23 protein-coding genes are annotated in these 25754 nt (G+C 35.0%); 14 read left to right on the forward strand and 9 right to left on the reverse strand.

Annotated elements, in window-relative coordinates; genetic code table 11:
* Positions 1 to 27: 27 nt before the first annotated feature.
* Together ACS8MM_RS10930 and ACS8MM_RS10935 are read left to right on the forward strand one after the other, a co-directional pair.
* Positions 28 to 915, forward strand: a complete 888-nt coding sequence (locus ACS8MM_RS10930) for a hypothetical protein (RefSeq protein WP_379716639.1) — start codon at positions 28 to 30, stop codon at positions 913 to 915.
* A 20-nt stretch (positions 916 to 935) separates the two neighbouring features.
* Entirely contained in the window at positions 936 to 1469 is a 534-nt protein-coding gene (locus ACS8MM_RS10935; protein WP_379716642.1) for an RNA methyltransferase, read from the forward strand.
* A gap of 20 nt (positions 1470 to 1489) precedes the next feature.
* Here ACS8MM_RS10935 and folK read toward each other — a convergent pair whose 3' ends face one another.
* Positions 1490 to 2626, reverse strand: a complete 1137-nt coding sequence (gene folK, locus ACS8MM_RS10940) for a 2-amino-4-hydroxy-6-hydroxymethyldihydropteridine diphosphokinase (RefSeq protein ID WP_379716645.1) — start codon at positions 2624 to 2626, stop codon at positions 1490 to 1492.
* Positions 2627 to 2748: 122 nt separating this feature from the next.
* Between folK and sppA the strand changes: the two genes are divergently transcribed.
* Both sppA and ACS8MM_RS10950 read left to right on the forward strand, forming a co-directional pair.
* Positions 2749 to 4515: a signal peptide peptidase SppA gene (gene sppA, locus ACS8MM_RS10945; protein ID WP_379716648.1), complete on the forward strand. Its 1767-nt coding sequence runs from the start codon at positions 2749 to 2751 to the stop codon at positions 4513 to 4515.
* Between the two features lie 132 nt (positions 4516 to 4647).
* Entirely contained in the window at positions 4648 to 7284 is a 2637-nt protein-coding gene (locus tag ACS8MM_RS10950) for an AsmA-like C-terminal region-containing protein (protein WP_379716651.1), read from the forward strand.
* Between the two features lie 33 nt (positions 7285 to 7317).
* On the opposite strand, the gene ACS8MM_RS10955 is transcribed toward ACS8MM_RS10950, so the two are convergent.
* Positions 7318 to 8112: a DUF2797 domain-containing protein gene (locus ACS8MM_RS10955; RefSeq protein WP_379716654.1), complete on the reverse strand. Its 795-nt coding sequence runs from the start codon at positions 8110 to 8112 to the stop codon at positions 7318 to 7320.
* Between the two features lie 100 nt (positions 8113 to 8212).
* Between ACS8MM_RS10955 and ACS8MM_RS10960 the strand changes: the two genes are divergently transcribed.
* Positions 8213 to 9727: a GH3 auxin-responsive promoter family protein gene (locus tag ACS8MM_RS10960; RefSeq protein ID WP_379716657.1), complete on the forward strand. Its 1515-nt coding sequence runs from the start codon at positions 8213 to 8215 to the stop codon at positions 9725 to 9727.
* A 193-nt stretch (positions 9728 to 9920) separates the two neighbouring features.
* Positions 9921 to 11489 (forward strand): OmpA family protein, encoded by a 1569-nt coding sequence (locus tag ACS8MM_RS10965; protein ID WP_379716660.1) that lies wholly within the window; start codon positions 9921 to 9923, stop codon positions 11487 to 11489.
* Between the two features lie 68 nt (positions 11490 to 11557).
* On the opposite strand, the gene clpX is transcribed toward ACS8MM_RS10965, so the two are convergent.
* The 6 genes from clpX to ACS8MM_RS10995 all read right to left on the reverse strand — a co-directional run bounded on the left by clpX (position 11558) and on the right by ACS8MM_RS10995 (position 16933).
* The gene (gene clpX / locus ACS8MM_RS10970; RefSeq protein ID WP_379716662.1) at positions 11558 to 12790 is read right to left on the reverse strand and encodes an ATP-dependent Clp protease ATP-binding subunit ClpX; all 1233 of its coding nucleotides are present in this window, start codon (positions 12788 to 12790) and stop codon (positions 11558 to 11560) included.
* 60 nt (positions 12791 to 12850) lie between these two features.
* Complete coding sequence (clpP, locus tag ACS8MM_RS10975) at positions 12851 to 13507, reverse strand: ATP-dependent Clp endopeptidase proteolytic subunit ClpP (RefSeq protein WP_379716664.1); 657 nt, start codon at positions 13505 to 13507, stop codon at positions 12851 to 12853.
* A gap of 149 nt (positions 13508 to 13656) precedes the next feature.
* The gene (tig, locus tag ACS8MM_RS10980) at positions 13657 to 14982 is read right to left on the reverse strand and encodes a trigger factor (protein WP_379716666.1); all 1326 of its coding nucleotides are present in this window, start codon (positions 14980 to 14982) and stop codon (positions 13657 to 13659) included.
* A gap of 96 nt (positions 14983 to 15078) precedes the next feature.
* Positions 15079 to 15420 (reverse strand): phage holin family protein, encoded by a 342-nt coding sequence (locus tag ACS8MM_RS10985; RefSeq protein WP_379716669.1) that lies wholly within the window; start codon positions 15418 to 15420, stop codon positions 15079 to 15081.
* Positions 15421 to 15438: 18 nt separating this feature from the next.
* Complete coding sequence (locus ACS8MM_RS10990; protein ID WP_379718998.1) at positions 15439 to 16203, reverse strand: alpha/beta fold hydrolase; 765 nt, start codon at positions 16201 to 16203, stop codon at positions 15439 to 15441.
* 4 nt (positions 16204 to 16207) lie between these two features.
* The gene (locus tag ACS8MM_RS10995) at positions 16208 to 16933 is read right to left on the reverse strand and encodes a pyridoxine 5'-phosphate synthase (RefSeq protein WP_379716672.1); all 726 of its coding nucleotides are present in this window, start codon (positions 16931 to 16933) and stop codon (positions 16208 to 16210) included.
* Positions 16934 to 17029: 96 nt separating this feature from the next.
* Between ACS8MM_RS10995 and ACS8MM_RS11000 the strand changes: the two genes are divergently transcribed.
* The 8 genes from ACS8MM_RS11000 (at position 17030) to murI (ending at position 25241) form a co-directional block, all read left to right on the forward strand.
* Entirely contained in the window at positions 17030 to 17689 is a 660-nt protein-coding gene (locus ACS8MM_RS11000; protein WP_379716675.1) for a CBS domain-containing protein, read from the forward strand.
* A 2-nt stretch (positions 17690 to 17691) separates the two neighbouring features.
* A complete protein-coding gene (locus ACS8MM_RS11005) occupies positions 17692 to 18576 on the forward strand; it encodes an NAD kinase (RefSeq protein WP_379716678.1) in 885 nt (294 codons plus the stop codon).
* A gap of 130 nt (positions 18577 to 18706) precedes the next feature.
* On the forward strand, positions 18707 to 19390 hold the full coding sequence (locus ACS8MM_RS11010; protein WP_379716681.1) for a DUF6089 family protein: 684 nt from the start codon (positions 18707 to 18709) through the stop codon (positions 19388 to 19390).
* 2 nt (positions 19391 to 19392) lie between these two features.
* Positions 19393 to 20133 (forward strand): isoprenyl transferase, encoded by a 741-nt coding sequence (locus ACS8MM_RS11015; protein WP_379716684.1) that lies wholly within the window; start codon positions 19393 to 19395, stop codon positions 20131 to 20133.
* The gene (gene bamA / locus ACS8MM_RS11020) at positions 20066 to 22792 is read left to right on the forward strand and encodes an outer membrane protein assembly factor BamA (RefSeq protein ID WP_379716687.1); all 2727 of its coding nucleotides are present in this window, start codon (positions 20066 to 20068) and stop codon (positions 22790 to 22792) included. The genes ACS8MM_RS11015 and bamA overlap by 68 nt, the downstream gene beginning before the upstream one ends.
* 37 nt (positions 22793 to 22829) lie before the next feature.
* Complete coding sequence (locus tag ACS8MM_RS11025; RefSeq protein WP_379716690.1) at positions 22830 to 23870, forward strand: OmpH family outer membrane protein; 1041 nt, start codon at positions 22830 to 22832, stop codon at positions 23868 to 23870.
* Positions 23871 to 23895: 25 nt separating this feature from the next.
* Positions 23896 to 24393 carry an OmpH family outer membrane protein gene (locus ACS8MM_RS11030; RefSeq protein ID WP_379716693.1) on the forward strand — a complete coding sequence of 166 codons (498 nt, stop codon included), beginning with the start codon at positions 23896 to 23898 and terminating at the stop codon, positions 24391 to 24393.
* Between the two features lie 65 nt (positions 24394 to 24458).
* A complete protein-coding gene (murI, locus tag ACS8MM_RS11035; RefSeq protein ID WP_379716696.1) occupies positions 24459 to 25241 on the forward strand; it encodes a glutamate racemase in 783 nt (260 codons plus the stop codon).
* 2 nt (positions 25242 to 25243) lie between these two features.
* On the opposite strand, the gene ACS8MM_RS11040 is transcribed toward murI, so the two are convergent.
* Positions 25244 to 25753 (reverse strand): gamma carbonic anhydrase family protein, encoded by a 510-nt coding sequence (locus ACS8MM_RS11040; protein ID WP_379716699.1) that lies wholly within the window; start codon positions 25751 to 25753, stop codon positions 25244 to 25246.
* Position 25754: the final 1 nt, after the last annotated feature.

The following is a 25754-nucleotide window of genomic DNA, read 5'->3' on the forward strand; positions in this document are numbered from 1 at the left end:
ATTTTTGACCTTTGAAAAAAAATCGCTTTGAAAATCTGTATATCTTTTTTTTTGCTTTTCACTTCTTGCTTTATCACAGCACAGAAAACCGAACGGATTTCTCTTCGCAATTACCGCGTCAATTATTTAAGCGATACTTTAAGAGAAACATCCGGTATAAGCTTCTTTGGTAAAAAGTTTATTACTCACAACGATGGTGGCAATCCTGCAACTGTCTATCACATTGATTCAAAATCCGGAAAAATAGTCAATTCCCTTAAAACTAATCTCATCAATACCGATTGGGAAGCCATAACCACCGACAGTAGTTATATCTACCTAGGAGACTTTGGCAATAATTCAAATACTAGAAAAGATTTAACTATTTATAAAACCAAAATTGAAAACGATTCCAATCTTTCCTTAGTTTCAAAAATTGATTTTGAATATAAAGAACAAACCGATTTCACCCCAAAAAACATTCGGCATAATTTTGATGCAGAGGCAATGTTTTACAGGAATAACAAAATTCATTTATTCACTAAAGAGTGGAAAAACAAAGCTACCTCACACTATATCATTGATCCAAATTCTTCGGAAAAGCAGATAATCAGTAAAACAGAAAGTTTCCCAACACAATTCCTTGTTACAGATGCCGCTTACTACAATCAAAAGTTATATTTGATTGGTTACACCAAAAAAGGTCGATGCTTCTTATTGATTTTCAATAGCCCAAACAATGACATTTTATTCAGCAACGATTATAAAAAATACAAACTGGGCTCAACTTTGTCCATTGGACAAATAGAAGGAATTGCGGTAAACCAAGATGGCATTTACATTTCAGGAGAACGCTTTTTCAAACTTCTTTCCAGAGCCCAGCCCTCTCTCTATTTTATCCCTTTTAAAGCGATAAAGAATACTGGTACTTTTTAGTTTTTATGTAATTTTGCACCATGAGAAAAATTGAAAACAGCGAATTAGAACGAAAATCGGTTGAAGAATTCAAGCAAGCAGACAAAACACCCATCATAGTAGTTTTGGACGACATCAGAAGCTTACACAATATAGGATCCGTTTTTAGAACAGGCGATGCTTTTTTGATTGAAAAAGTCTATTTATGCGGAATCACAGCTACCCCACCCAACAAAGAAATCAACAAAACGGCATTGGGGGCTACCGAAACCGTTGCCTGGGAATACAAAAAAAATGTTCTGGAAGTAATAGAAGAACTTAAATCGCAAGACGTTTCAGTATATGCCATTGAACAAGTTGAAGGCGCAATCTTTCTTGATAATTTTACGGTGAAAAGTAACAAAAAATACGCATTGGTTTTTGGAAATGAAGTATTCGGAGTAAATCAGGATGCCGTTAAATTATGTGATGGCGCAATTGAAATCCCGCAATTAGGAACCAAACATTCTTTAAATGTTTCAGTATCCACCGGGATTGTAATTTGGGATTTGTTTTGTAAATTAAAGCAATCCTAATCGATACAAATCGAATAAAACTAGCTATTTAATTTATTATGTATTGCCTGTAAAATAGTCACATAATCCTCTTGACGTTTGACAAAATCGAAATCAGAAACATCAATTACCAAGACATTCAAATCGGTTTGCGTTTTGATATAGTCTAAATATCCTTGATTGATTTTATCCAAATATTCAGCCGGAATTTCTTGTTCGTAACTACGACCTCGCTTTTTGATATTTTTCAAAAGCCTTTCTGTATTTTGATACAAATAGACATACAAGTCCGGCTTAGGCATTTCTTTGTAAATAATATCGAATAATGTTTTATACAAACGGAATTCATCTTCCTGTAGAGTTACTTTGGCAAAAATCAGCGATTTGAAAATATGATAATCGGCCACTACAAAATCGGCAAATAAATCAAATTGCGACAAATCATCTGCCAATTGCTGGTATCGATCGGCCAAAAAAGACATTTCCAAAGGAAAAGCATAGCGATTTTGGTCTTTATAAAATTTCGGCAGAAAAGGATTGTCTGCAAAACGCTCCAAAACCAATTTAGCATTGAAGTCTTCGGAAATTCTGGTAGCCAATGTCGTTTTTCCAGCACCAATATTTCCTTCAATAGCAATATAATTAACGGTATTAATTTTATAATCCATCGCAGGCGCATTTAATTCACCCACCACTTCACATTGACTATCGTCGTTACATTGCAATAACAACTCCTCAATTGACTTCCCAAAAACAGGATGTTGCCAATCCAATTTCAAATCGGCTACAGGTAACAATACAAACTTTCGGTATTGCATTTGAGCATGTGGCACATGAAGGTGATCAGTTATCACTACCAAATTTTCAACAGCAACAATATCTATATCAATAATTCGAGCTTCATATCCGCTATTTTGCTTGCGAAAACGACCCATTTCTTTCTCTATACTGGTTATTTTTCGCAGAATTTTTTCAGGAGAAAAAGAAGAATGTAAAACCAATGCACAATTATAAAAAGCATCACTTTCAAAACCCCATGATGGTGTTTCATATAATTTTGAAACACGCAAAACAGTTCCAATTTCCTGGTGGATCAATTGGATGCATTGTGCTAGATTTTCTCTTCTGTTCCCTATATTACTGCCTAAGGAAAGGACTACTTTTTGCTGCAAACTCATAACTGCCACAAAATAACTAAAAAGAATTGTAGTATAACAGCATATTCCTGTAACTGTTAATAACTATTTTCTTGTAACAAAAATTAAGTTTCGACTACTTATTAGGTATAAATATTTGAAACATGAAATTTTTAGGTAATGTATTAGCCACTGTAATAGGGCTTTTTGTTTTTTGTTTTCTATTTTTCTTCGGAATCATCATTTTGGGTGCTTTATTTGGCGGAGAAGAAAGAACTGTAGTCAAAGATAATTCGGTAATCGAGCTCGATTTAGCCAAAGTTACTAATGATTATGGAGGAAAATTCAATTATAAGGATATGCCTTTTCTTAATGACAAGGGAACAAAAGATGGTTTAACCGATGTTTTACGCGGTATTGAAGCAGCCTCTGAAGACGAAAAAATCAAAGGGATTTCAATTTTGAATAACGAAATTCATTTGGGTATAGCTCAAACAAAAACATTACGCGATGAGTTGGAAAAATTTAAAAAATCAGGAAAATTCGTTGTGGCTTACGGTAACGTACTATCACAAAAAGAATACTACCTGAACTCGGTTGCAGATAAGGTATACTTAAATCCTGTAGGAGAAATGGACTTCAAAGGTTTATCAACAGAAATTATGTATTTCAAAGATTTTCAAGATAAAACCGGTTTAAAAATGGAAGTGATTCGTCACGGTAAGTACAAAAGTGCCGTTGAACCGTTTTTAGCTAGCGAAATGAGTCCTGAAAACCGCGAACAAATTACGGCTTTCCTTACTTCCATTTGGAACTCCATGATAACTGATATTTCTAAATCCAGAAACATTCCAGCAGAAAAATTAAATACAATTGCTAACGACTTATTGGCAAGAACTCCAGAAATGGCTAAAAGCAATAATTTAGTTGACTTTGTTGCGTATGAAGATGTGTACCACAATGACATCAAAAAGCGCTTAAAAGTAGAGACAGATGAAGACTATAATACAGTTGACATTTTAGACTACGCCAAAGATGTTGCTTTAGACAATGAATTTTCGACGAAAGATAAAATTGCCATTATTTATGCGCAAGGAGAAATTGGTTCAGGAGAAGGTGATTTGAATGTTGTAGGAGAAGGTTCCATGCGTCGTTCATTGAAAGAAGCACGTGAAGATGAAGATGTGAAAGCAATTGTATTACGCATAGACAGCCCGGGAGGAAGTGCTTTAACATCCGATTTAATCTGGAGAGAAATCGAAATTACAAAAAAAGTAAAACCAGTAGTGGTATCCATGGGTAATTTAGCAGCATCGGGAGGATATTACATTGCTTGTAATGCGAATAGAATTTTTGCAGAAAATAGCACAATTACAGGCTCAATTGGTGTATTCGGAATGCTTCCAAACTTTTCACAAATCAGCAACAAATATGGTATTAATACCGAATTAGTTGAAACACATAAAAACGCATCTGGTTATACTCCGTTTGAACCACTGGACAATGATTTCAGAAACTTCACACAAGAAGGTGTTGAGCAAGTGTACAAAACATTCGTAAGTCGTGTTGCTGCTGGGCGTAAAATGACGTACGCTCAAGTAGATGCCATTGCTCAAGGACGCGTTTGGAGTGGTTCAGATGCATTGAAACTTGGTTTAGTAGATAAAATCGGCGGAATGGATGATGCTATTGCGTATGCTGCAAGTTTGGCCAAAATGGAAGATTACGCCACTGTAGAATACCCGGAATTTGAGAAAGACTTTGAAGAGTTATTTGGCGGAAGCGGATTTTTCAGTTTCTTAAAAACTCGTGATGCTTTACTGAAAGAAGAATTAGGTGAAGAAAATTACCAAATGATACAGCGCATCAAAACGTTGAACTCTAAAAAGGGGATTCAAGCTTCACTCCCATTTGAAATAGAAATCCAATAAAAATATACTAATAACACCAAAAAATCCGTTCTCTTTAGAGCGGATTTTTTTATGAAAACTTTACATCAGGATTTCAATATATCGCGTATTTTTGTAAGAAATGTTATTTACTCAATCCAAATCAATTGAACAATGAAAAAGAAAATATTTATTGGTGTTGGTGTTTTTTTACTGGTAACTGTTGCCGCTTTGGCCGCTATTCCCGTATTTTTTAAAGACCAGATTAAGGCAAAGATTCAGCAATCCATTAATGAAAACTTGAATGCCAAGGTTTCTTTTGAAGATGCAGGTTTGAGCTTGTTCAAAAATTTCCCAAATGCCAATGTTTCAATCGAAAAATTGGTAGTAATCAATAAAGCGCCTTTTGAAGGGGATACTCTAGTTGCTTTTGACGAATTAAATTTACAAATGTCGGTTACCGAATTATTCAAAGGCGAAAAGGAACCGATGACATTGAAAGCCATATCTGTTGAAAACGGATTGGCTAATATCCTTTTCAATAAAGATGGAGTTGGAAATTTTGACATTGCCATAAAAGACGACAAAAAAGAAGAAACGAAAGAGGAAAGCAAACCTTTTTCTATGAATATTCAGAATTATGAAGTAGAAAACTTTCGCTTTAAATATTATGATGAACGATCTAGAATCAAATTGGTTATTGATAGTTTGAATCACAGTGGAAAAGGAAACTTCGGAACTCAGAAATTAGACCTCGATACTAAATCCACTGCAAAAATATCCATCGACATGGACAAGATGAATTACATGAACAATGTCAATTTATCGTTAGACGCCATTTTGGGTATCGATTTGGAAAAAAGCAAATACACTTTCAAAGACAATAAAGCTAAGATTAATGAATTACCATTGGAATTCACCGGTTTCATTCAATTATTAGAAAACGGACAAGAATACGATTTGAGTTTCAAAACGCCAACTTCTGATTTCAAGAACTTTTTAGGATTAATTCCTGCTGCTTACTCCGGAAATATCAGCTCTGTTAAAACTACCGGAAATTTTGCCGTTGATGGAAAAGTAAAAGGAACCTTGACCGATACAACGGTTCCGAAATTCAATATTGGTATCGCATCCAACAATGCTTCCTTCCAATATCCTGATCTTCCAAAATCAGTACAAAACATTGTAATTGACACTAAAATAATTAATGAAACAGGAGCTGTTACAGACACCTATGTTAATTTGAATCAACTTTCATTCAAAATCGACCAAGATGTTTTTAGCATTAAAGCAAGCATCAAAAATGCGATGACTAATGCATTAGTGGATGCTGCAATGAAAGGAACAATTAATCTTGGCAACGTAACCAAAGCGTATCCAGTAAAATTAGACAAACCATTATCAGGGATTTTAAAAGCCGATGTCAAAACAAAATTTGACATGCAATCGGTAGAAAAAAGTCAATACCAAAATATCCAAAACTCTGGTAACATTTCACTAACAGGTTTCAATTACACTGGCCCTGAAATGGCCAAACCTGTAGTTATAAAACAAGCGGTTGTTGCTTTTAACACCAATCAAATCCGATTGAATAGTTTGGATCTTAGAACTGGCGGTTCTGACATTCGAATGAATGGAACTTTAGATAATTTCTACGGATTTTTATTTAGAAAACAAATATTGAAAGGGAATTTCAATTTGAATTCCAATCAGTTTTTGGTAGCTGATTTTATGGAGCCGGCTTCTGCAACAAGTTCAGGAAAATCAGCCCCAGCAGCAGAAGACAAGGGATCGGCTAGTTCAAAATCGAAAGAGGCGGTCAAAATTCCTGCTTTCTTAGATTGTACAATTGCAGCCAATGCCAATACAGTAATATACGACAACCTAACTTTAAAAGCAGTTTCGGGTAAAATGATTATTCGCGATGAAGCCGTTACGCTTCAGAACTTGAAAACCAATATTTTTGACGGACAAATCGGCTTAAACGGTGTAGTTTCTACTAAAGGAAATACACCAAAATTCAATATGAATCTAAATTTGGACAAAGTCGATATTTCAAAATCATTCACACAATTAGACATGTTGCGAAGCATCGCTCCAATTGCCGGAGCAGTTAGCGGTCGATTGAACTCCAATATCAAATTAAACGGAAACCTTGACGCCATTGAAATGACACCTGTACTAACTTCGTTAACCGGAGATTTGCTAGGACAATTACTTTCCTCAACTCTCAACACCAATAATTCTCAAATGTTAACTTCTTTAGGTTCACAATTGAAATTTATTGACATGAAAAAAGTCAATCTGAATGATATTAAAGCTGCCGTTTCTTTTGACAATGGCAAAGTAGTGGTAAAACCATTTAAAGTAAAATATCAAGATATTACTGCTGAAATTGGTGGTGCACATGGTTTTGATCAAAGTATGAGTTACAATCTAAAATTTGATGTACCGGCCAAATATCTTGGAAATGATGCAAATAAAATATTAGCGAAATTAACTCCTTCTGAAGCAGAAAAAATTCAAAACGTTCCTATCACAGCAAAAATGACAGGAAATTTCAACAACCCGAAAGTTACAACCGACATGAAAGAAGCCACTGCAAATCTTGCCATGCAGGTAGCTAATTTGCAAAAGGAAAAATACCTAAACAAAGGAAAAGATGCATTGGGTGATTTATTAGGTGGCAAGAAAAAAACAGATACCGCTAAAACAACTGATCCTAAAAAAGATGCGGTTAAAAATACGGCCGGTCAGTTAATCGATGGAATTTTCGGTAAAAAGAAAAAACCACAACAAACTACCCCATAAAAATAAAAAGAGCTCCAAATTGGAGCTCTTTTTTTATAATGAAATCTTTACCACATATCCTTCAAATGTTCTGACGTTGAAAACGGTACCGTCTTCAAATAAAAGATATTGTCCTTTGACACCAGTAAGCTTTCCTACAAAAGAAGAACTCTTCTCCAAATTCAAACTGCTTACTTTTTTCGGAAACTGAAGTACAGGGTAATGTAGCTCGTATAAATCATTTTTATCCACATCATAATACTCTTTCACTTCATTAGGAATCACATACTGCAATCCTTTGCGCTCTTTAACAATATCAACCTCTGGAATATCTCCTTTTAGCATTTTTTGCCAATTCGTTTTATCGGCATACAAACTTTTCAAGGCTACCTCCGTAATTCCGGCCAAATAACGATTGGGAACTTCAACAATCGGAATCGCTTGCACTGCACCTTGATCAATCCAACGCGTAGGCACTTGTGTTTTTCTGGTAACCCCTACTTTCACTTCACTGGATAAAGCCAAGTAAACAATATGAGGTTGTAATTGAACTCTCTTTTCATATTCCAAATCTCTGTCTTCGATATCCAAATGTGCAGTACTCAATTCAGGTCGCATAATCCAATCTCCGGCAGCGGCACTACCCATAAAACAATCGTAACAAAAACCTTGTCGAAAGATCTTTTTCTTTTTTCCACATTCTAAACATTGATAACCTTGGTGAACAATTTCCATCTCTTTTCCTAGTAACTGATTCAGGCTCAGAAAGCTGTTCTCGAACACCAAATAATATTGAATCGGATTCGAAAATTCGGTTTGCATTTTGGTTAGTACACCTTCGTAAATCATAATTGGAAATAGGGTTAAGGATTAGGAATCTTGAAAAAATATGTTATTTTTGGTAAAGTTAAAAATACTGAATTAAAATTCGTAAATACTAAATTAAAAAATGCCTCTACCGATTATCAATTCAATTGCTTCCTGGGTTTTAAAACAACGCATTCATCAGATTGAGTTATTTTTAAAGTACCCAAACGAAGTTCAGGAAGAGTTGCTGATGAATTTAATAAAGTCATCAGAAAATACGGTTTTAGGAAAACAATACGATTTTAATTCGATTAAAACCTACCATGCGTTTCAGGAACGCATTCCTATTTCGACCTATGAAGATTTAGAACCTTATATAGAACGAACTCGCCGAGGCGAGCAAAATGTTTTCTGGAATGAACCCATCAAATGGTTTGCAAAATCAAGCGGAACAACCAATGCAAAAAGCAAATTCATCCCGGTAAGCAGCCAAGCATTGGAAGATTGTCATTATAAGGCCGGAAAAGATTTATTGTGTCTTTACCTCAACAACAATGAAGACTCTCAATTATTTACGGGAAAAAGCCTTCGATTGGGCGGTAGTAAGCAGTTGTACGAAGACAACAATACTTTTTTTGGTGATTTGTCTGCCATCCTGATTGACAACATGCCATTTTGGGCAGAATTCAGTAGTACGCCGAGTAACAAAACCTCGTTAATGAGTGAATGGGAAACCAAACTATTGGCTATCGTAAATGAAACCAAAGGAGAAAATGTAACTAGTTTTGCTGGTGTTCCTTCATGGATGATGGTATTAATGAATAAAGTTTTGGAAGAAACTAGAAAAACCAACTTATTTGAAGTTTGGCCTAATTTGGAAGTGTATTTCCATGGAGGTGTAAGTTTTGATCCCTATCGAGAGCAATACAAAAACATTCTACCAAAGCCAGAATTCAAATACTACGAAATTTACAATGCTTCCGAGGGATTTTTCGCGATTCAGGATTTAAACAACTCCAATGATTTATTACTGATGTTGGATTATGGCATCTTCTACGAATTCATTCCTATGGATACTTTTGGCTCACCAAACCAAAAAGTTATTCGGTTGGCTGAAGTTGAACTCAATAAAAATTATGCTATTGTGATAACAACCAATTCCGGTTTATGGCGTTATATGATTGGTGACACAGTTCGCTTTACTTCATTAAAACCATATCGCATCCGTGTTACTGGTCGAACCAAACATCATATTAATGTTTTCGGAGAAGAACTTATGGTTGAAAACACCGATCAAGCGATTGCAAAAACCTGCCAGGAAACCAATTCTGAAGTAATTGATTATACGGTAGCCCCTATTTTCATGAATGGAAAAGAAAAAGGAGCGCATGAATGGATTATCGAATTCAGAAAAAAACCAGAAGATATTTCTAAGTTTACACAGTTATTGGATCAGAATATTCAATCGGTAAATTCTGATTACGAAGCAAAACGTTACAATAACATGACATTAAATCCTTTAGTTGTGAATATAGCCAGAACCAATTTGTTTTACGATTGGTTAAAAAATCAAGACAAATTAGGTGGTCAACATAAAATACCCCGATTATCCAATCAGAGAGATTATTTGGAACAATTGCTTTCCATTCAAGATTAATAAAACACAGCTTTTTCTTTGATTTCATGCGAAAAAAGCAACATTTACCGACAAACAACACCTCGTTTTAAATAGTCTACAGTCCTAAAAGTGCATTTCATCGATTATTTTGCCTTATAATCTATAAATTAGAGTCATACCGACTGTAAATCATACATTTGCACCAAATTTTCCAAAAAATCCTATTTTTCTCATGAAAAAAATTATTTTTTCATTTTTACTAGTCGGTATATCCACTACCATGACTTCGCAAGATTCGTTTGTGTCATACGAAACTAACGATGCAAGTGTTTCAAATGAAATCATCGAATTAAACGATAAATATACCATTGCCCCAACAGGCATCAACTCTAAACTATCTGAAATTGGTTCTACTTTTTTCATGAACAAATACATCATGTATTCTTCTAGAAAAACGGGAGCAATCGGAGCTGGACGAGATGAAAACACCAACAATCCATACAACACTTTGTATTGTATGAACATTGACAAAAACGGAAATTTATCTCATCCTTATTTTTTCGCATCTGTACTAGATTCTAAAGGAAATGAAGGCGGACTGGCTTTTTCTCCAAATGAAAAAACTTTATATTATACCAAGAGTAACGAAGAGAATTCGAAGAATTACAAATTATTCAAAAGAGTTTTTGATGAAGAATGTCGTTGTACCTGGATCCAGGAAAGTCCAGTTGCTTTTAACAGTGACAATTATTCTATAGAGAATCCTTCGGTATCACCTGATGGTAAAAAATTATATTTTTCATCTAACATGCCTGGAGGTTTTGGTGGTTATGATATTTATGTTGCCGATATCGACGAACAAGGATTCCCTATCAATCCTGTTAATTTAGGCCGAAACATCAATACCGCTCAAGATGAAAAATTCCCCTATGTGGCAGCAAGCAACAAAGAGTTGTTTTTTTCTTCCAATGGACATCAAGGCTATGGAAATCAAGATGTTTTTGTTGCCAAAATCAGAAAAAATGAATTTTCATCACCCGTAAATCTAGGCAAAACCATTAATTCTTCGGCAGATGAAGTAGCGTTCATTTTAGCCAACAAAACAAAAGGGTATTTTACTTCTGATAGAAACGGCGGCCTGGGTTCTTATGATATTTACCGCTTTGATTTGCAAAAAACCCCTATTTCATTACAAGGAGTGGCGCATGAAAATCTTTCCAAAATTGCCTTGCCTAACACTGAACTAGTATTGATAGACGAAAACGGGAAGGAAATAGAAAAACAGATAACTGACGAACAAGGAAATTACCAATTCAATGTAGAACCATTGGAAGTATATTCCATTGTAGCCAAGAAAGAAGGATACAATAATTTTGAATTACCAATTATTACCTCTGCTGGAAATTCATTTGCCAATGTTGCTCTACATCAAAAAAAGGCAGAAGTAACCAAAAACGCTATCATTGTTGAAAAAGTTTATTTTGACTATAATCAAAGTACCCTTAAAAAGGAGTCAACTTTATCTTTAAATAAGATTTATGATGTCCTTATTGCGAACCCTGAGATGAAAATTACTATCAACGCACATACCGATACGCGTGGTTCAGAAAAGTACAATTTGATTTTATCCGAAAAAAGAGCTACAACAGCATTACAATATTTAATAAAGAAAGGAATTGACAGTAGCCGAATCACATCGAAAGGCTACGGTGAATCATTACCATTGTCCAATTGCAAAGACAAATGTACCGAGCAAGAATTCAATGCTGACAGACGAATTGAATTCCTGATTATTGAATAAATTTATTATACGTTATCCAAAAAAAAGCCTGAAGTAATACTTCAGGCTTTTTTTATTTTAGCATACGATTAAGACGCAATTTCTAATCGTTTCAGCAAGTTTTTGGTCAATGCTTCTTCAACATAATTTTTGTCGATATGCAATTCTTTTTCGTCAGAACTTGGAATTTCATACATGGCATCTGTTAGAATCGCTTCACAAAGCGAACGCAATCCTCTCGCTCCCAATTTGTATTCCAAAGCTTTATCTACAATATAATCCAAAGCTTCATCTGTAATCGAGAATTCAGTTTCATCCATGGCAAACAGTTTTTTGTACTGTTTGATTAATGCATTTTTGGGCTCAGTTAAAATGGCACGAAGTGTTGCTTTATCCAATGGATCCATATGCGTTAAAACTGGTAAACGTCCGATAATTTCCGGTATTAATCCAAATTCTTTAATATCTTTTGGAATAACATATTGCAACAAATTGGTTTCATCAATTTTGTCCGTCTCTTTTGAAGCACTATACCCCATTGCTTGACGGTTCAAACGTTTTGAAATAATTCTTTCGATACCATCAAAAGCACCACCGGCTATAAATAAAATATCCTGGGTATTGACTTCCACGAATTTCTGATCCGGGTGCTTTCTTCCTCCTTTTGGCGGTACATTTACAACGGTTCCTTCTAATAGTTTCAAAAGTGCCTGTTGCACACCTTCACCTGATACATCACGGGTAATTGAAGGATTATCGCTTTTACGGGCAATTTTATCAATTTCATCAATGAATACAATACCTCTTTCAGCTTTTGCTACGTCATAATCGGCAGCTTGTAGCAAACGTGTCAAAATACTCTCAACATCTTCACCAACATATCCGGCCTCGGTCAAAACAGTCGCGTCCACAATGGCCAAAGGAACATCCAACATCTTTGCAATAGTCTTTGCTACCAATGTTTTCCCCGTTCCTGTTTGACCTGCCATGATGATATTACTTTTTTCGATTTCTACATCATCACCGTGATCTTGTTGCATTAACCTTTTATAATGATTGTAAACCGCAACCGACATTACTTTTTTGGTTTGGTCTTGACCAATCACGTATTTATCCAAAAAGGCTCTGATTTCCTTTGGTTTTTTCAACACTAAATCAGCGCTATTTCTTGCGATACCACTCGTTTTCATTTCCTCGAGAACAATACCATGTGCTTGCTCGATACAACGGTCACAAATGTGCGAGTTAATACCGGCTATCAATAGATTTGTTTCAGGTTTCTTTCTTCCGCAGAAAGAGCATTCTAATATTTCTTTTGCCATTACTTTTTGTCAATATCCAAAGTTTTAAAGATTTTCACTTTCACTTTTCTTTGGACCAATTTATCTTCTTAACACTTCATCAATCATTCCGTACTCCTTCGCTTCATCCGCAATCATCCAATAATCACGCTCACTGTCTTTGTAAACTTTATCAAAAGACTGATTCGAATGTTTTGCGATGATTTGGTACAATTCGTCTTTTAATTTCAACATCTCTTTCAAGTTGATTTCCATGTCTGTTGCCACACCTTGTGCACCACCTGAAGGCTGATGAATCATCACTCTAGAATGCGGTAAAGCAGAACGTTTCCCTTCGGCTCCAGCACACAACAAAACAGCTCCCATTGAAGCGGCCATACCTGTACAAATAGTAGCAACATCAGGCTTAATGTACTGCATCGTATCATAAATCCCTAAACCTGCGTATACACTTCCTCCTGGAGAGTTGATATAAATCTGGATGTCTTTAGAAGCATCAACACTTTCTAAAAACAATAACTGCGCTTGAATGATATTGGCCATATAATCATCTACTCCTGTTCCCAAGAAGATAATTCTATCCATCATCAAACGCGAAAACACGTCCAATTGTGAAATATTCAATTGACGTTCTTCAATAATATACGGAGTCATACTACCTACAATTTTGTCATAGTACATACTGTTTACTCCGTGATGCTTAGTCGCAAATTTTTTAAATTCTTTACCGTAGTTCATTATAAAGTATTTATGAGTTTGTATATTTTATTATTCTGCTATTGCTCATTCCGTCAAAATTCATACCCTTTTTAAGGTCTGCCATTTTGTCTATAAAAAAAGCGTCAAATTATACAATCTGACGCTCAAATATAATGATTTTTTGAAGATTATTCTCCGTACATTTCTTTTACAAACTGATCGTAAGAAACTTCTTTTGTTTTAGCGTTGATTTTATCTTTGAATAAGTTCAACATTTTTTCGCTCATTACTTGTTCAGACAAGCGACGCACTTCATCTTGGTTGGATAAAACACGAGCAACGATTCCGTTTACATCTTCGTCAGTTGGGTTCATTTGACCAAATTGCGCCATTTGTTTTTTGATAATATCACCAGCATATGCTTTTAACTCATCAAAAGTGATTTGCAAGTTGTTCTCTGCAATGATTTTACCTTCAATTAATTGGTAACGCAAACCATTCTCTGATTTAGCATATTCCTCTTCTGCTTGCTCAGCAGAAAGTGGGTTTTCTCCAGCAACTTGAATCCATTTTTTCAAGAATTCAGCAGGCAATTCTACTTGGTGGTTTTCCAATAAGAAAGCCGAAGCATCGTTATAGAATTTTTGATCCGCTTGTTGCGCAAATTGCTTTTCAGCATCTTCTTTAATTTTAGCTTTCACTTCTTCTACTGAAGAAACATTTCCAGCACCAAATAATTTATCAAATAATTCTTGGTTTAATTCTGCAGGCTCACTTGTAGTAACTTCTTCGATTTTGAAATCAACATTGATATCCAAACCGTGCACATCATCGTGACCAACTCCCATATAATCCATCAATTTGTGATCATCATCAAACAAACCTTTGGTTCCAACAGTTACTACATCACCCGCTTTTTTACCAATAAAAGCTTTAACAGCTGTTTTGCTTTTGAAAATATCCAAAGTAATTTGAGCCGGAGCATTGATTCCTTTTTCTTCGTTGATGAAAGTTCCTCTGATATCGTCACCTTCAGCAACTTCTGACTTTGCAATCATTTTACCGAATTGCTTTTGGATTCTAGCTACTTGCTCATCCAACAATTTATCATCAGCAACGATTTTGAAATACGTTAAGTTATTCTTTCCGTCTAATTTTACATCAAATTGAGGTGCTAAACCTAATTCGAATTCAAATTTGAAATCATCAGCATCCCAGTTGAAATCAGATGTAAACTTAGGAAGAGGATTTCCTAAAATATCCAATTTTTCGTCAACTAAGTATTTGTTTAAGTTTTCTTGTAATACTTTATTAACTTCCTCAGCTAAAACTGCTTTACCATATTGTTTTTTTACTAATGACATTGGCACTGCTCCTTTTCTGAAGCCAGGAATGTTAGCACTTTTACGGTAGTTTTGCAAAACTTTCTCTACATTGTCAGCATAATCGTTTTTTGCAACTTCTACAGTTACCACTGCGTTTAACGCATCGATATTGGTTTTTGTAATATTCATTATATACGTTTTTTACATACTAAATTTGGGTGGCAAAATTACATAATTTATACCACCCAACAAATTTTATTTAACTGAAATTTAACCCGCTAATTGTTAGTCTTTTATAAACTTGTAAAGTATCCATTGCGAAACAGACAAAAGAATACTAAAAAGCATGGCTGTAAGGAAACTGTTTACCTCAAATCCATCAACAAGATAATCGCAAGCATATACCATAATAGTGTTAATCACCAAAAGGAACAAACCTAGGGTAAAAAAGGTAATCGGCAATGTAAAGAAAACCAAAATAGGTTTCACAAAAGTGTTTAACAACGCCAAGACCACAGCCACAATTAAAGCTGTAACAAATCCATCCACCTGCACACCAGGCTTTAAAAAATAAGACAACAGCAATACTACAATTGTCGAGATCAATAATTTTTTCAATATGCTCATTATAATTTTATTTTTGGGTTAGTTTGTCAAAAAGTATACCGTTTTTTCAAAAAATTCCTTTGGATTTTCAGCATGAAGCCAATGCCCAGCATTGGATACTGTTTTAATCTCTGCGTTAGGAAAATGATGGTAAATCGTTTCAAAATCCGAATCTAAAATATAATCCGATTTATCTCCTCGCAAAAATAAAGTTTTTTTATCGAAATGACTTTCAAAAGGCAAAGCATCACCAATTACCGAAGTATTTTCGGTAAACACTTTTAAATTGAATCTGAAATCAAGTTGTCCCGGTTCAACCCAATACAAGTTTTTCAGCAAAAACTGTCTTGTTCCAAAATCATGAATATAATCTGATACGATTTCTTCTGCTTCAGCACGCGAGGGTTTTTTAGAAAAATCAACAGCATTCAAAGCCGTTAAAATTGTCTGATGATGTGGCGCATAAAATTTCGGTCCAATATCCGCCACAATCAATTTACCAACCAATTCAGGATAATTTGTTGCTAACAACATAACAACCTTTCCTCCCATTGAATGACCAATCACATCCACTTTTTCCAATTGATAGAATTTACAATATTCCACCACATCCTGTACCATAAAATCGTAACCCCAATCATTTGAATGGAAACTTTTACCGTGATTTCGTAAATCTAAAGCATGCACTTGAAATCCTTGCTCTGCATATTGCGAAGCAAGAGTCTTCCAATTGTCCGACATTCCGAGAAAACCATGAATAATAAGCAACGGCTTTCCTTCACCAATTATATTTGAATTAAGCAACATCTTATTTCAATTTTTGAAGATACATATTCACTACATTTTCCAATCCCAAGTACAATGATTCGGAAATTAACGCATGACCAATGGAAACTTCAAGTAAACCCGGAATATTCTGATTGAAAAACTGAATGTTATCCAAACTTAAATCATGGCCTGCATTTATCCCCAATCCTAATTCATTGGCTAGTTTAGCCGCTTCAACATAAGGCAAAATACCATCTTTATTTCCTAAACCGTATTGATGCGCGAATGCTTCGGTATACAATTCGATTCTATCGGTTCCGGTCGCTTTGGCACCTTCAACCATTTCCAACACTGGATCCACAAAAATTGAAGTTCGAATACCATTGCGTTGAAATTCGGCAATGACCTCTTTCAAATACGCTTGATTTTTAATGGTATCCCAACCTGCATTGGACGTTAAAGCTCCAATCGCATCTGGAACTAAAGTTACTTGCGTCGGTTTGCATTCCAAAACCAAATCAATAAAATTATGTTGGGGATTTCCTTCGATATTATACTCGGTATATACCACATTTTTTAAGTCACGAGCATCTTGATAACGAATATGCCTTTCGTCTGGTCTCGGGTGAATCGTAATACCATGAGCTCCAAATCCCTGAATACGTTTTGCTGCTTCCGTCACACTTGGAGTATTGCCACCACGAGAATTCCTCAACGTAGCAATTTTATTAATATTTACGCTTAATTTACAATTGTTCTGTGTCATTTTGACGTCATTTTTATAGGATTCGACAAAAATACGAACTTATACAAGGTCATTCTCTTATTTTTTAATTATTTTGCAGAAGATTATTACAACACCATGAATATACTTTCAGACTATATTAATCACGATTTCGAACCTTTTGACATCAAGGAAAGCATTGCGCGTGTGCAAGACTTTTTTACTGATGTTAATTTTTCACATTTCCCTGTAACTGAGGAGGGCGTTTTTGTTGGCAACATTTCAAGCGAAGATGCAGACGGTTTGGATTTTAGCAAGGCTCTAGGCGACTATAAATATACTTTTGAAGGTTTTTTCACAAGGAAAAATTCAGTTCTATTGGACGTTTTGGATGATTTTGCCAAAAACGAATCGAATGTCATTCCCGTTTTGGACGAACATAACAAATACATTGGTTATTATGAATTAGAAGACATCATCAGTGTATTTAACGAAACTCCTTTCCTTAAAGAAATTGGCGCAATAATTATCATCGAAAAAGGCATCAACGATTATTCTTTTAGCCAAATCGCCCAAATCATTGAAGGCAACAATGGAAAAATATTAGGTTCCTTCATTTCAAACATTGACGAAGAAAAAGTACAAATCACCATCAAAATTGGAGAAGGCGGACTAAATGAAATCATTCAAACATTCAGACGCTATGAGTATGAAATCATCTCCGAGCACCAAGAAGACGATTACTTAAAAACATTAAAAGAACGTTCTGATTATTTGGACCGATACCTTAATATATAATTATGAAAGTCGCCATTTACGGTCAATTTTATCAAAATGCCACTTCGCCTATAATTGAGCGCGTATTGGCATTTCTACAAAACAACCAAGTGCAGTTTGTCATAGAAGAGAATTTCTTCAAAATGTTAACCGACAACAAGGCAATTCGTGAAGCGCATCCGGTTTTTCACTCCCACACCGATCTAGACAAGAGTTACGACATGCTTATTAGTGTAGGTGGCGACGGAACTTTTTTACGCGCCGCAACAATGGTCAGAAATTCAGGAATTCCCATCTTAGGAATCAATGCTGGTCGATTGGGTTTTTTAGCAACCGTACAACAAGAAAACTTAGAACGTTTTTTACAAGTCGTCTTAGATAAAAAATATACCATTTCAAAACGAACTTTATTGAGCTTGAAATGTTCTCCTAAAGTCGACAGTATAACCGATTTAAACTTCGCCATGAACGAAGTAACGGTAAGTCGAAAAGACACCACATCAATGATTACCATTGAAACCTATCTGAATGGAGAATACCTCACTTCGTATTGGGCAGACGGGTTAATCATTTCCACACCAACCGGATCTACAGGATATTCGATGAGTTGCGGAGGACCAATTTTAACTCCAAATGCCAACAGTTTAGTTCTTACCCCGATTGCGCCACATAATTTAAACGCACGCCCAATCGTAATTCCAGACAATACAACCATAAAATTGAAAGTTTCCGGAAGGGAAGAAAATTATTTGGTATCACTTGATTCAAGAATGGCATCAGTTAGAAACGAATCGGTACTAACCATCAAAAAAACGCCATTTAAAATCAATTTGGTTGAAATCCCAGAAGAAACCTTTCTAAAAACACTGCGCAACAAATTACTTTTCGGCGAAGACAAGCGCAATTAAACCATAGACAAATACTACATTTAAGACTTTTCCGTTTTAAGTAAAATAAAATTACCAACAATTCTCTTAGATTATAAGTTTTCACTTTGTCAAGTGGTCATAATTAGTATATTTGCAAGCTATTATAAAAATGAAGAACATTTATCACATCATAGTGCTCTTGTTAGCAGTACAATTTGCTCAGGCTCAGATACACGAAATAGGTGTATTCGCGGGAGGAAGCAATTTCATTGGCGATGTTGGAAGGACCAATTACATCCATCCCAACGAGCCAGCGATAGGTATTTTATACAAGTGGAATAAAAGTCCTAGGTTTGCTTGGAGGTTTTCGGCAATGCGTTCTAAAATTTCCGGTAATGATTTGGATTCCGATGTGGAAGGAAGAAAAGACAGAGGATTACAATTTGAAAATTCAATTACTGAATTTTCTGCTGGTTTTGAGTTCAATTTTTTTGACTTCGACCAACATCAGTCAGGTTTCTTCATGTCACCATATCTTGCTTCAGGTGTAAATTATTTTTTACATGATAATTTATATGTGGTAGGTAATGAATACCAAACCGATGAAAGATCTGGTGATTTTGCTTTACCTATTGTTGCCGGAGTAAAAATGAAAATTTCACGCAATTTAATCCTTGGATTGGAAAGCGGCGCAAGATATACATTTACAGATGACATTGATGGGAGTTTCCCTAAAAAAAGTAGTTTAGAAGGCTATAAATTCGGAAACGTAAACAGTAAAGATTGGTATGTATTCACAGGGCTGACACTAACCTATACGTTTGGTGAAAAACCCTGCTATTGTAGAGAATAAAAATGAGCTTATTAAACAAAATTAACACAGATAATTTACCCAACCACTTAGCCATCATTATGGACGGTAATGGCCGTTGGGCAAAACAAAAAGGAATGTTACGCGCATTTGGCCATGAAAATGGAACAAAAAGCGTGCGTACTACTGTGGAAGCTTGTGCTCGTTTAGGCATTGAAAACCTTACTTTGTATGCTTTTTCTACCGAAAATTGGAATCGCCCAAAACTTGAGGTAGACACCTTGATGAAACTTCTCATCTCTTCCTTAAAAAAAGAGCTAGCAACTCTTGAAAAAAACAACATTCGATTAAATTCTATTGGCAACCTCGAAAACCTACCAAAAGGAGTTCAGAAAGAACTTCAGGAAGTGATTGAAAAAACCAAAAATAACACCCGGATGACTCTTACTCTTGCCCTTAGTTATGGCTCTAGAGAAGAAATCTTAAATGCTGTTAAAAAAATATCAGATAAAGTTAAAAATAACATAATTTCAATTGATTCTATTGATGAATCCATATTAAATAATCATCTTTACACGCACAATCTACCTGACGTAGATTTAGTGATAAGAACCAGTGGCGAACACCGCATCAGTAATTTTTTACTTTGGCAAATTGCTTATGCCGAGTTTTATTTTACGGATGTTTTATGGCCAGATTTCACAGATGAACATTTATATGAAGCCATTATTAGCTATCAAAAAAGAGAACGTAGATTTGGAAAAACAAGTGAACAAATTAAATAACTTTTTAAGTATTACCAACAGCATTAAATTAGTGCTGTTCTTTTTATTATTAAGCGCATCTACAGCTGTAAAAGCTCAGGACAGATTAGCATTTGATCAAGGAAAAACATACATATTAAAAAAAGTAACTGTAACCGGAAAAGTATCTTACAATGAGCAAACCATTGTAACTTTTGCAGGCTTACAAAAAGGACAATCGCTAACTGTTCCCGGTGAGGAAATCAGTAATTCGATCAAAAAACTATGGAAATTAGGTTTCTATAACAACGTAAATTATTATGTTGACAAAATAGAAGGCGACAGCATTTCACTTGAATTGAACTTAAACGAATTACCTAAACTTAAAGAAGTTAAATTTGTTGGTGTAAAAAAAGGAGCTATCGAAGGTTTAATCAAAGACAATTCGTTAACTCCTGAAAAGATTGTAAACGAGAACTTACTTACTACTACAAAATACTATATCGAAAACAAATACAAAAAAGAAGGCTTTTACAATACCAAAGTAAACATTTCTACTGTAGATGACACTACATCGATCAATCATGTGAACATGGTAGTTAATGTTGACAAAGGCGACAAGGTCAAAATCAAGGAGATTAACATCAATGGAAATAAGCAACTAACTGACAAAAAGGTACTTAAAGCCATGAAAAACACAAAGGAGAAAAGTCCACTAAACCCTTTAAAACTTTTCAAAGGCTCAAAATTCATTCGTGATAAATACAAAGAAGACTTAAATTCAATTGTAGAGAAATATAAAGAAAAAGGATATCGCGATGCACGTATTATATCGGATTCTGTTATTTACGACAAAGAGAATAACGAAATATCAATCAATTTAAACTTAGAAGAAGGTAACAAATATTACTTTGGAGATATAAATTTTGTTGGAAATACCGTTTATAGCGATAATGTATTGGCGCGCCAATTAGGCATTAAAAAAGGAGATGTTTACAACGGTGTATTACTAGACAAACAAATTGCTGACAAAACAAAACCGGATGGTGATGATTTAACCAATTTATACCAAAACAACGGTTATTTATTTTCCAATATCAATCCTGTAGAGGTTAAAACGGCCAATGACACCATTGATATGGAAATCAGAATTGTAGAAGGTCCATTAGCCCATTTCAACAAAATTAGTGTTGTTGGAAATGACAAAACCAACGATAAAGTTATCTACAGAGAAATTAGAACAAAACCAGGAGACGTATACAGTAAAGATCAATTGATTCGAACAATCCGCGAAATCGGTCAGTTAGGTTTCTTTGACCCTGAAGCCATCAAACCTGATTTCGAAAATGTTGACCCGGGAGCGGGAACCGTAGACATCAAGTACAATGTAGTTGAAAAAGGAGCTAGTCAGATTGAGCTTCAAGGAGGTTACGGCGGAGGTGGTTTCATCGGAACACTTGGATTATCATTCAATAATTTCTCCATTGGAAATATTTTCAAAAAACACGCATACAAACCTTTACCAATGGGTGATGGTCAGAAATTATCATTACGTTTACAAGGAAGTACTTATTTCCAAACCTACAGTTTTTCTTTCTCTGAGCCATGGTTCGGTGGAAAAAAACCAGTACAGTTTTCGGGATCAATTTCATACAGTAAACAATATGCAAACAACTTCGTTTCAAACGACGTAGATCGTTCGAAAAGCTTTAACATCTTTTCGGTATCCCTAGGTTTAGCAAAAAGATTAAAGGCTCCTGACGATTTCTTCGTACTATCGAATTCAATCAGTTACCAGCACTACGACTTAAACAATTACAATGTTGGTTTGTTCAAATTCGGAAACGGTATATCTAGAAACATATCCTATACATTCGGATTATCACGCAACAACAAAGGGATAAATCCAATTTTCCCAACATATGGTTCTGATTTCAATTTCACGGCCAAGTTTACCCCACCTTATTCACTATTCAACAATGTGGATTACGCTAACTTGGAGAACATGGAAGAATACAAAATTAAGACTAGAAGAGAAACTATTATTAATAACGTCAACGTTCCTGCCAACACCTATTTGGACGCCAACGGAAACCCTGTAGCTACATACCAAGAAGCTGCAACTGACCAAGCACGTGTTGACCAGAAAAAATTCAACTGGTTAGAATTCTATAAAGTTAAATTTAAAGCAGAATGGTATAATAAAGTCTATGAAAAACTTACTTTGCGTTCTTTAGCCGAGTTCGGATTCATGGGAGCCTACAACCAAGACAGAGGATTAGTTCCATTTGAACGTTTCTATTTAGGTGGTGATGGTATGGCCAATTATTCGATGGATGGCCGTGAAACCATTCAATTAAGAGGTTATCCGAACAACTCATTAACTCCTACAGATGCAAATAGAGAACAAATTGGCGCAACGATATACAATAAATTCTCCCTAGAATTACGTTACCCTATAACACTAAAACAGGCTGCATCTATTTATGCCCTATCTTTTGTTGAAGGTGGTGCTGCCTTTAGCAATTTTAAAGGATACAATCCGTTTAATTTAAAACGATCAGCAGGTGTTGGTTTAAGAGTATTCATGCCAGCTTTCGGATTACTAGGAATAGATTTTGCTCATGGATTCGATTCTATTTATCCAGGCGGTGTTAAAAACGGATGGGAAACACACTTTATCATAGGTCAGCAATTTTAGTTATATTTGATACAACAATCAACATAAAACACAAACTATGAAAAAACTATTTTTGTTATTAATGTTCTTTGCTGTTTCTGGATTTGTTTTCGGACAAACCAAAACAGGAATTAAAATAGGATATATTGATATGGATTATATTCTGGAAAATGTTCCGGATTATAAAGAAGCATCAAGTCAACTAGAACAAAAAGCACAAAAGTGGAAGCAAGACATTGAAGAAAGAAAAAATGCAATTCAAAAATTAAAGGAATCTTTAAAAAATGAAAGAGCACTTTATACCAAAGAACTTATTGAGGAAAAAGAAGAGGAAATAAAATTCCTTGAAACTGACTTAATTGACTATCAACAGAAAAGATTTGGTCCTCGTGGTGATTTAGCTATTCAGAAAGAAACCATCATCAAACCGGTTCAAGATCAAGTATTCAATACCATTCAGGATATTGCCGAAGCAAAACAATACGATTTCATTTTCGACAAGTCTTCGGATATGACAATTTTATTTTCTGCGAAAAAGCACAACATTAGTGACCAAGTAGTCCGAGTTATTACACGCACAGAAAAGAGAGAAGAATTATCTAAAAAACAACAAAAAGCACTTGAAGAAAAACAAGAAAAGCAAGATGAAGTTTCCGATAATTCAGCACTTGCAGAAAGACAACGACTGCTAGACGAGAAAAAAGCCAAGAGGGATAAAATTTTGGAAGACCGTCGAAAAACAGCAGAAGAGAAGCGCAAAATATTCGAGGAGAACAGAAAAAAACTTATAGAAGAACGCAACAAACAAATTTCTGGCACAACAATTGATTCTTCTAAAACAGATGTAAAACCAGCCGAAACAAAAACCGCCGACAAACAAACGGAAAATTTCAACAAAGCTGAAGACAAAAAAGCAGTACAGGATTCGCTAAAAACAGCTAAAGAAGCTGAACGCCTCAAAGCAATTGAAAACAATAAAAAAGTTTTGGAGGAACGAAGAAAAGCATTAGAAGAGAAAAGAAAGAAAATCCTTGAAGAAAGAGAAGCAGCACGCAAAGCAAAAGAGGAAGAATTGAAAAAGAAAAATAACCAAAATTAATATTACACTAATAAATACTAAAAAGATGAAACAGATTAAAACTTTACTTATTGCAGCAGTAATGATGTTAGGAGCAAGTACTATGACTGCTCAAGTAAAAACAGCTCACATCGACGTTCAAGAGCTTTTATCTAAAATGCCGGAAATGACTTCTGCGAAAGCACAATTGGAAAAATTAAGTAAAACTTTCGATACAGAATATTCAACTATGGTAACTGAATACAAAACTAAAATGACAAAGTACGAAAGTGAAGCTGAAACTACCACAAGAGAGATCAACGAAACTCGTGCTAAAGAAATGCAAGATATGGGGCAACGTATCCAACAATACAGAGACAATGCTCAAAAACAAATCGATGAGAAAAGAATGGAAATTGAAAAACCTATTTATGACAAAGTGAAAGCTGCTATTGTAAAGGTTGCTAAAGCTAAAGGTTATCAATATGTATTGGATGCTTCTGCTTTCATCGTTGCTGATGGTCCTAACTTATACGAAGACGTTAAAAAAGAATTAAAATTCTAATTCTCTAAAATATTTTTAAAAAACTGCGTTACTTTTTAGCGCAGTTTTTTTTTACATTTGTTTCTATGAACAACTCAAATCCTATTGGCTTATTTGACTCCGGTATTGGTGGAACATCCATCTGGAAAGAAATTCATCAATTACTCCCAAACGAAAATACTGTATATCTGGCTGACAGCAAAAATGCTCCATATGGTAAAAAGTCGAAGGAAGAAATTGTCTCTTTGTGCTTTAAAAACGTTGATTTTTTATTAGAACAAAACTGTAAAATGATTGTTGTTGCCTGTAATACTGCAACTACAAATGCCATAAAAGAACTTCGTGAAAAATACGACGTCCCTTTTATTGGAATTGAACCTGCCATTAAACCTGCCGCAAACCAATCCGAGACACAAACCATCGGAATATTAGCAACTAAGGGCACTCTAAATAGTGATTTATTCAACAAACGCGTTGAAAGCTATACCAATATCCGCATATTAGAACAGGTTGGATATGGTTTAGTCGAATTAATAGAAGGTGGTAAAATAGAAACCGAGGAAATGAGAAATTTGCTCAAAATTTATTTGCGCCCTATGATTGCCGAAAACATAGACTATCTTGTTCTAGGATGCAGTCACTACCCTTACCTTATTCCGGAGATCAAAAAAATAATTCCTCCGCATATAAAAATTATCGATTCCGGGCAGGCTGTAGCTAGACAAACAAAAGCTATCTTAGAACAAAATCAAATGCTTAACACAGTTAGAATCCAAGAGGGAAATGCTACGTTTTACACAAATAGTGATGCACAAGTATTGAAGACTATACTTGGCTTCGACGAAAACGTATTTGAAAAGGATTTTTAAACTTATTTAAACCAACTGGAGTACATAATGTAATTATTGGAAATACGTTCAATTTCACCAGCAAAATCACTTTGATTGATATCCTTGACTTTTTTGGCTGGAATACCAGCATAAATAGTTCCCGATTCAACTACTGTATTTTGAGTTACTACACTTCCTGCTGCAACAATTGAATTACTTTCAATAACACAACCATCCATAACAATCGATCCCATTCCAATTAAAACATTGTCATGCACGGTACAACCGTGTACAATAGCATTATGACCAATAGAGACATTATTCCCAATAATTGTGGGATGCTTTTGGTAAGTACAATGAATTACCGCACCATCTTGTATATTGACTTTATTGCCAACTTTTATAAAATGAACATCTCCGCGAACCACCGCATTAAACCAAATACTACATTGCTCACCTAATGAAACGTCACCAACTATAGTGGCATTTTCAGCTACATAACAATCTTCAGGTATTTGCGGATACTTACCGTTTACTTCTTTAATTACCATA

Origin of the sequence: Flavobacterium sp. MAHUQ-57, from assembly GCF_051908335.1 — a bacterium.
GTDB lineage: Bacteria > Bacteroidota > Bacteroidia > Flavobacteriales > Flavobacteriaceae > Flavobacterium.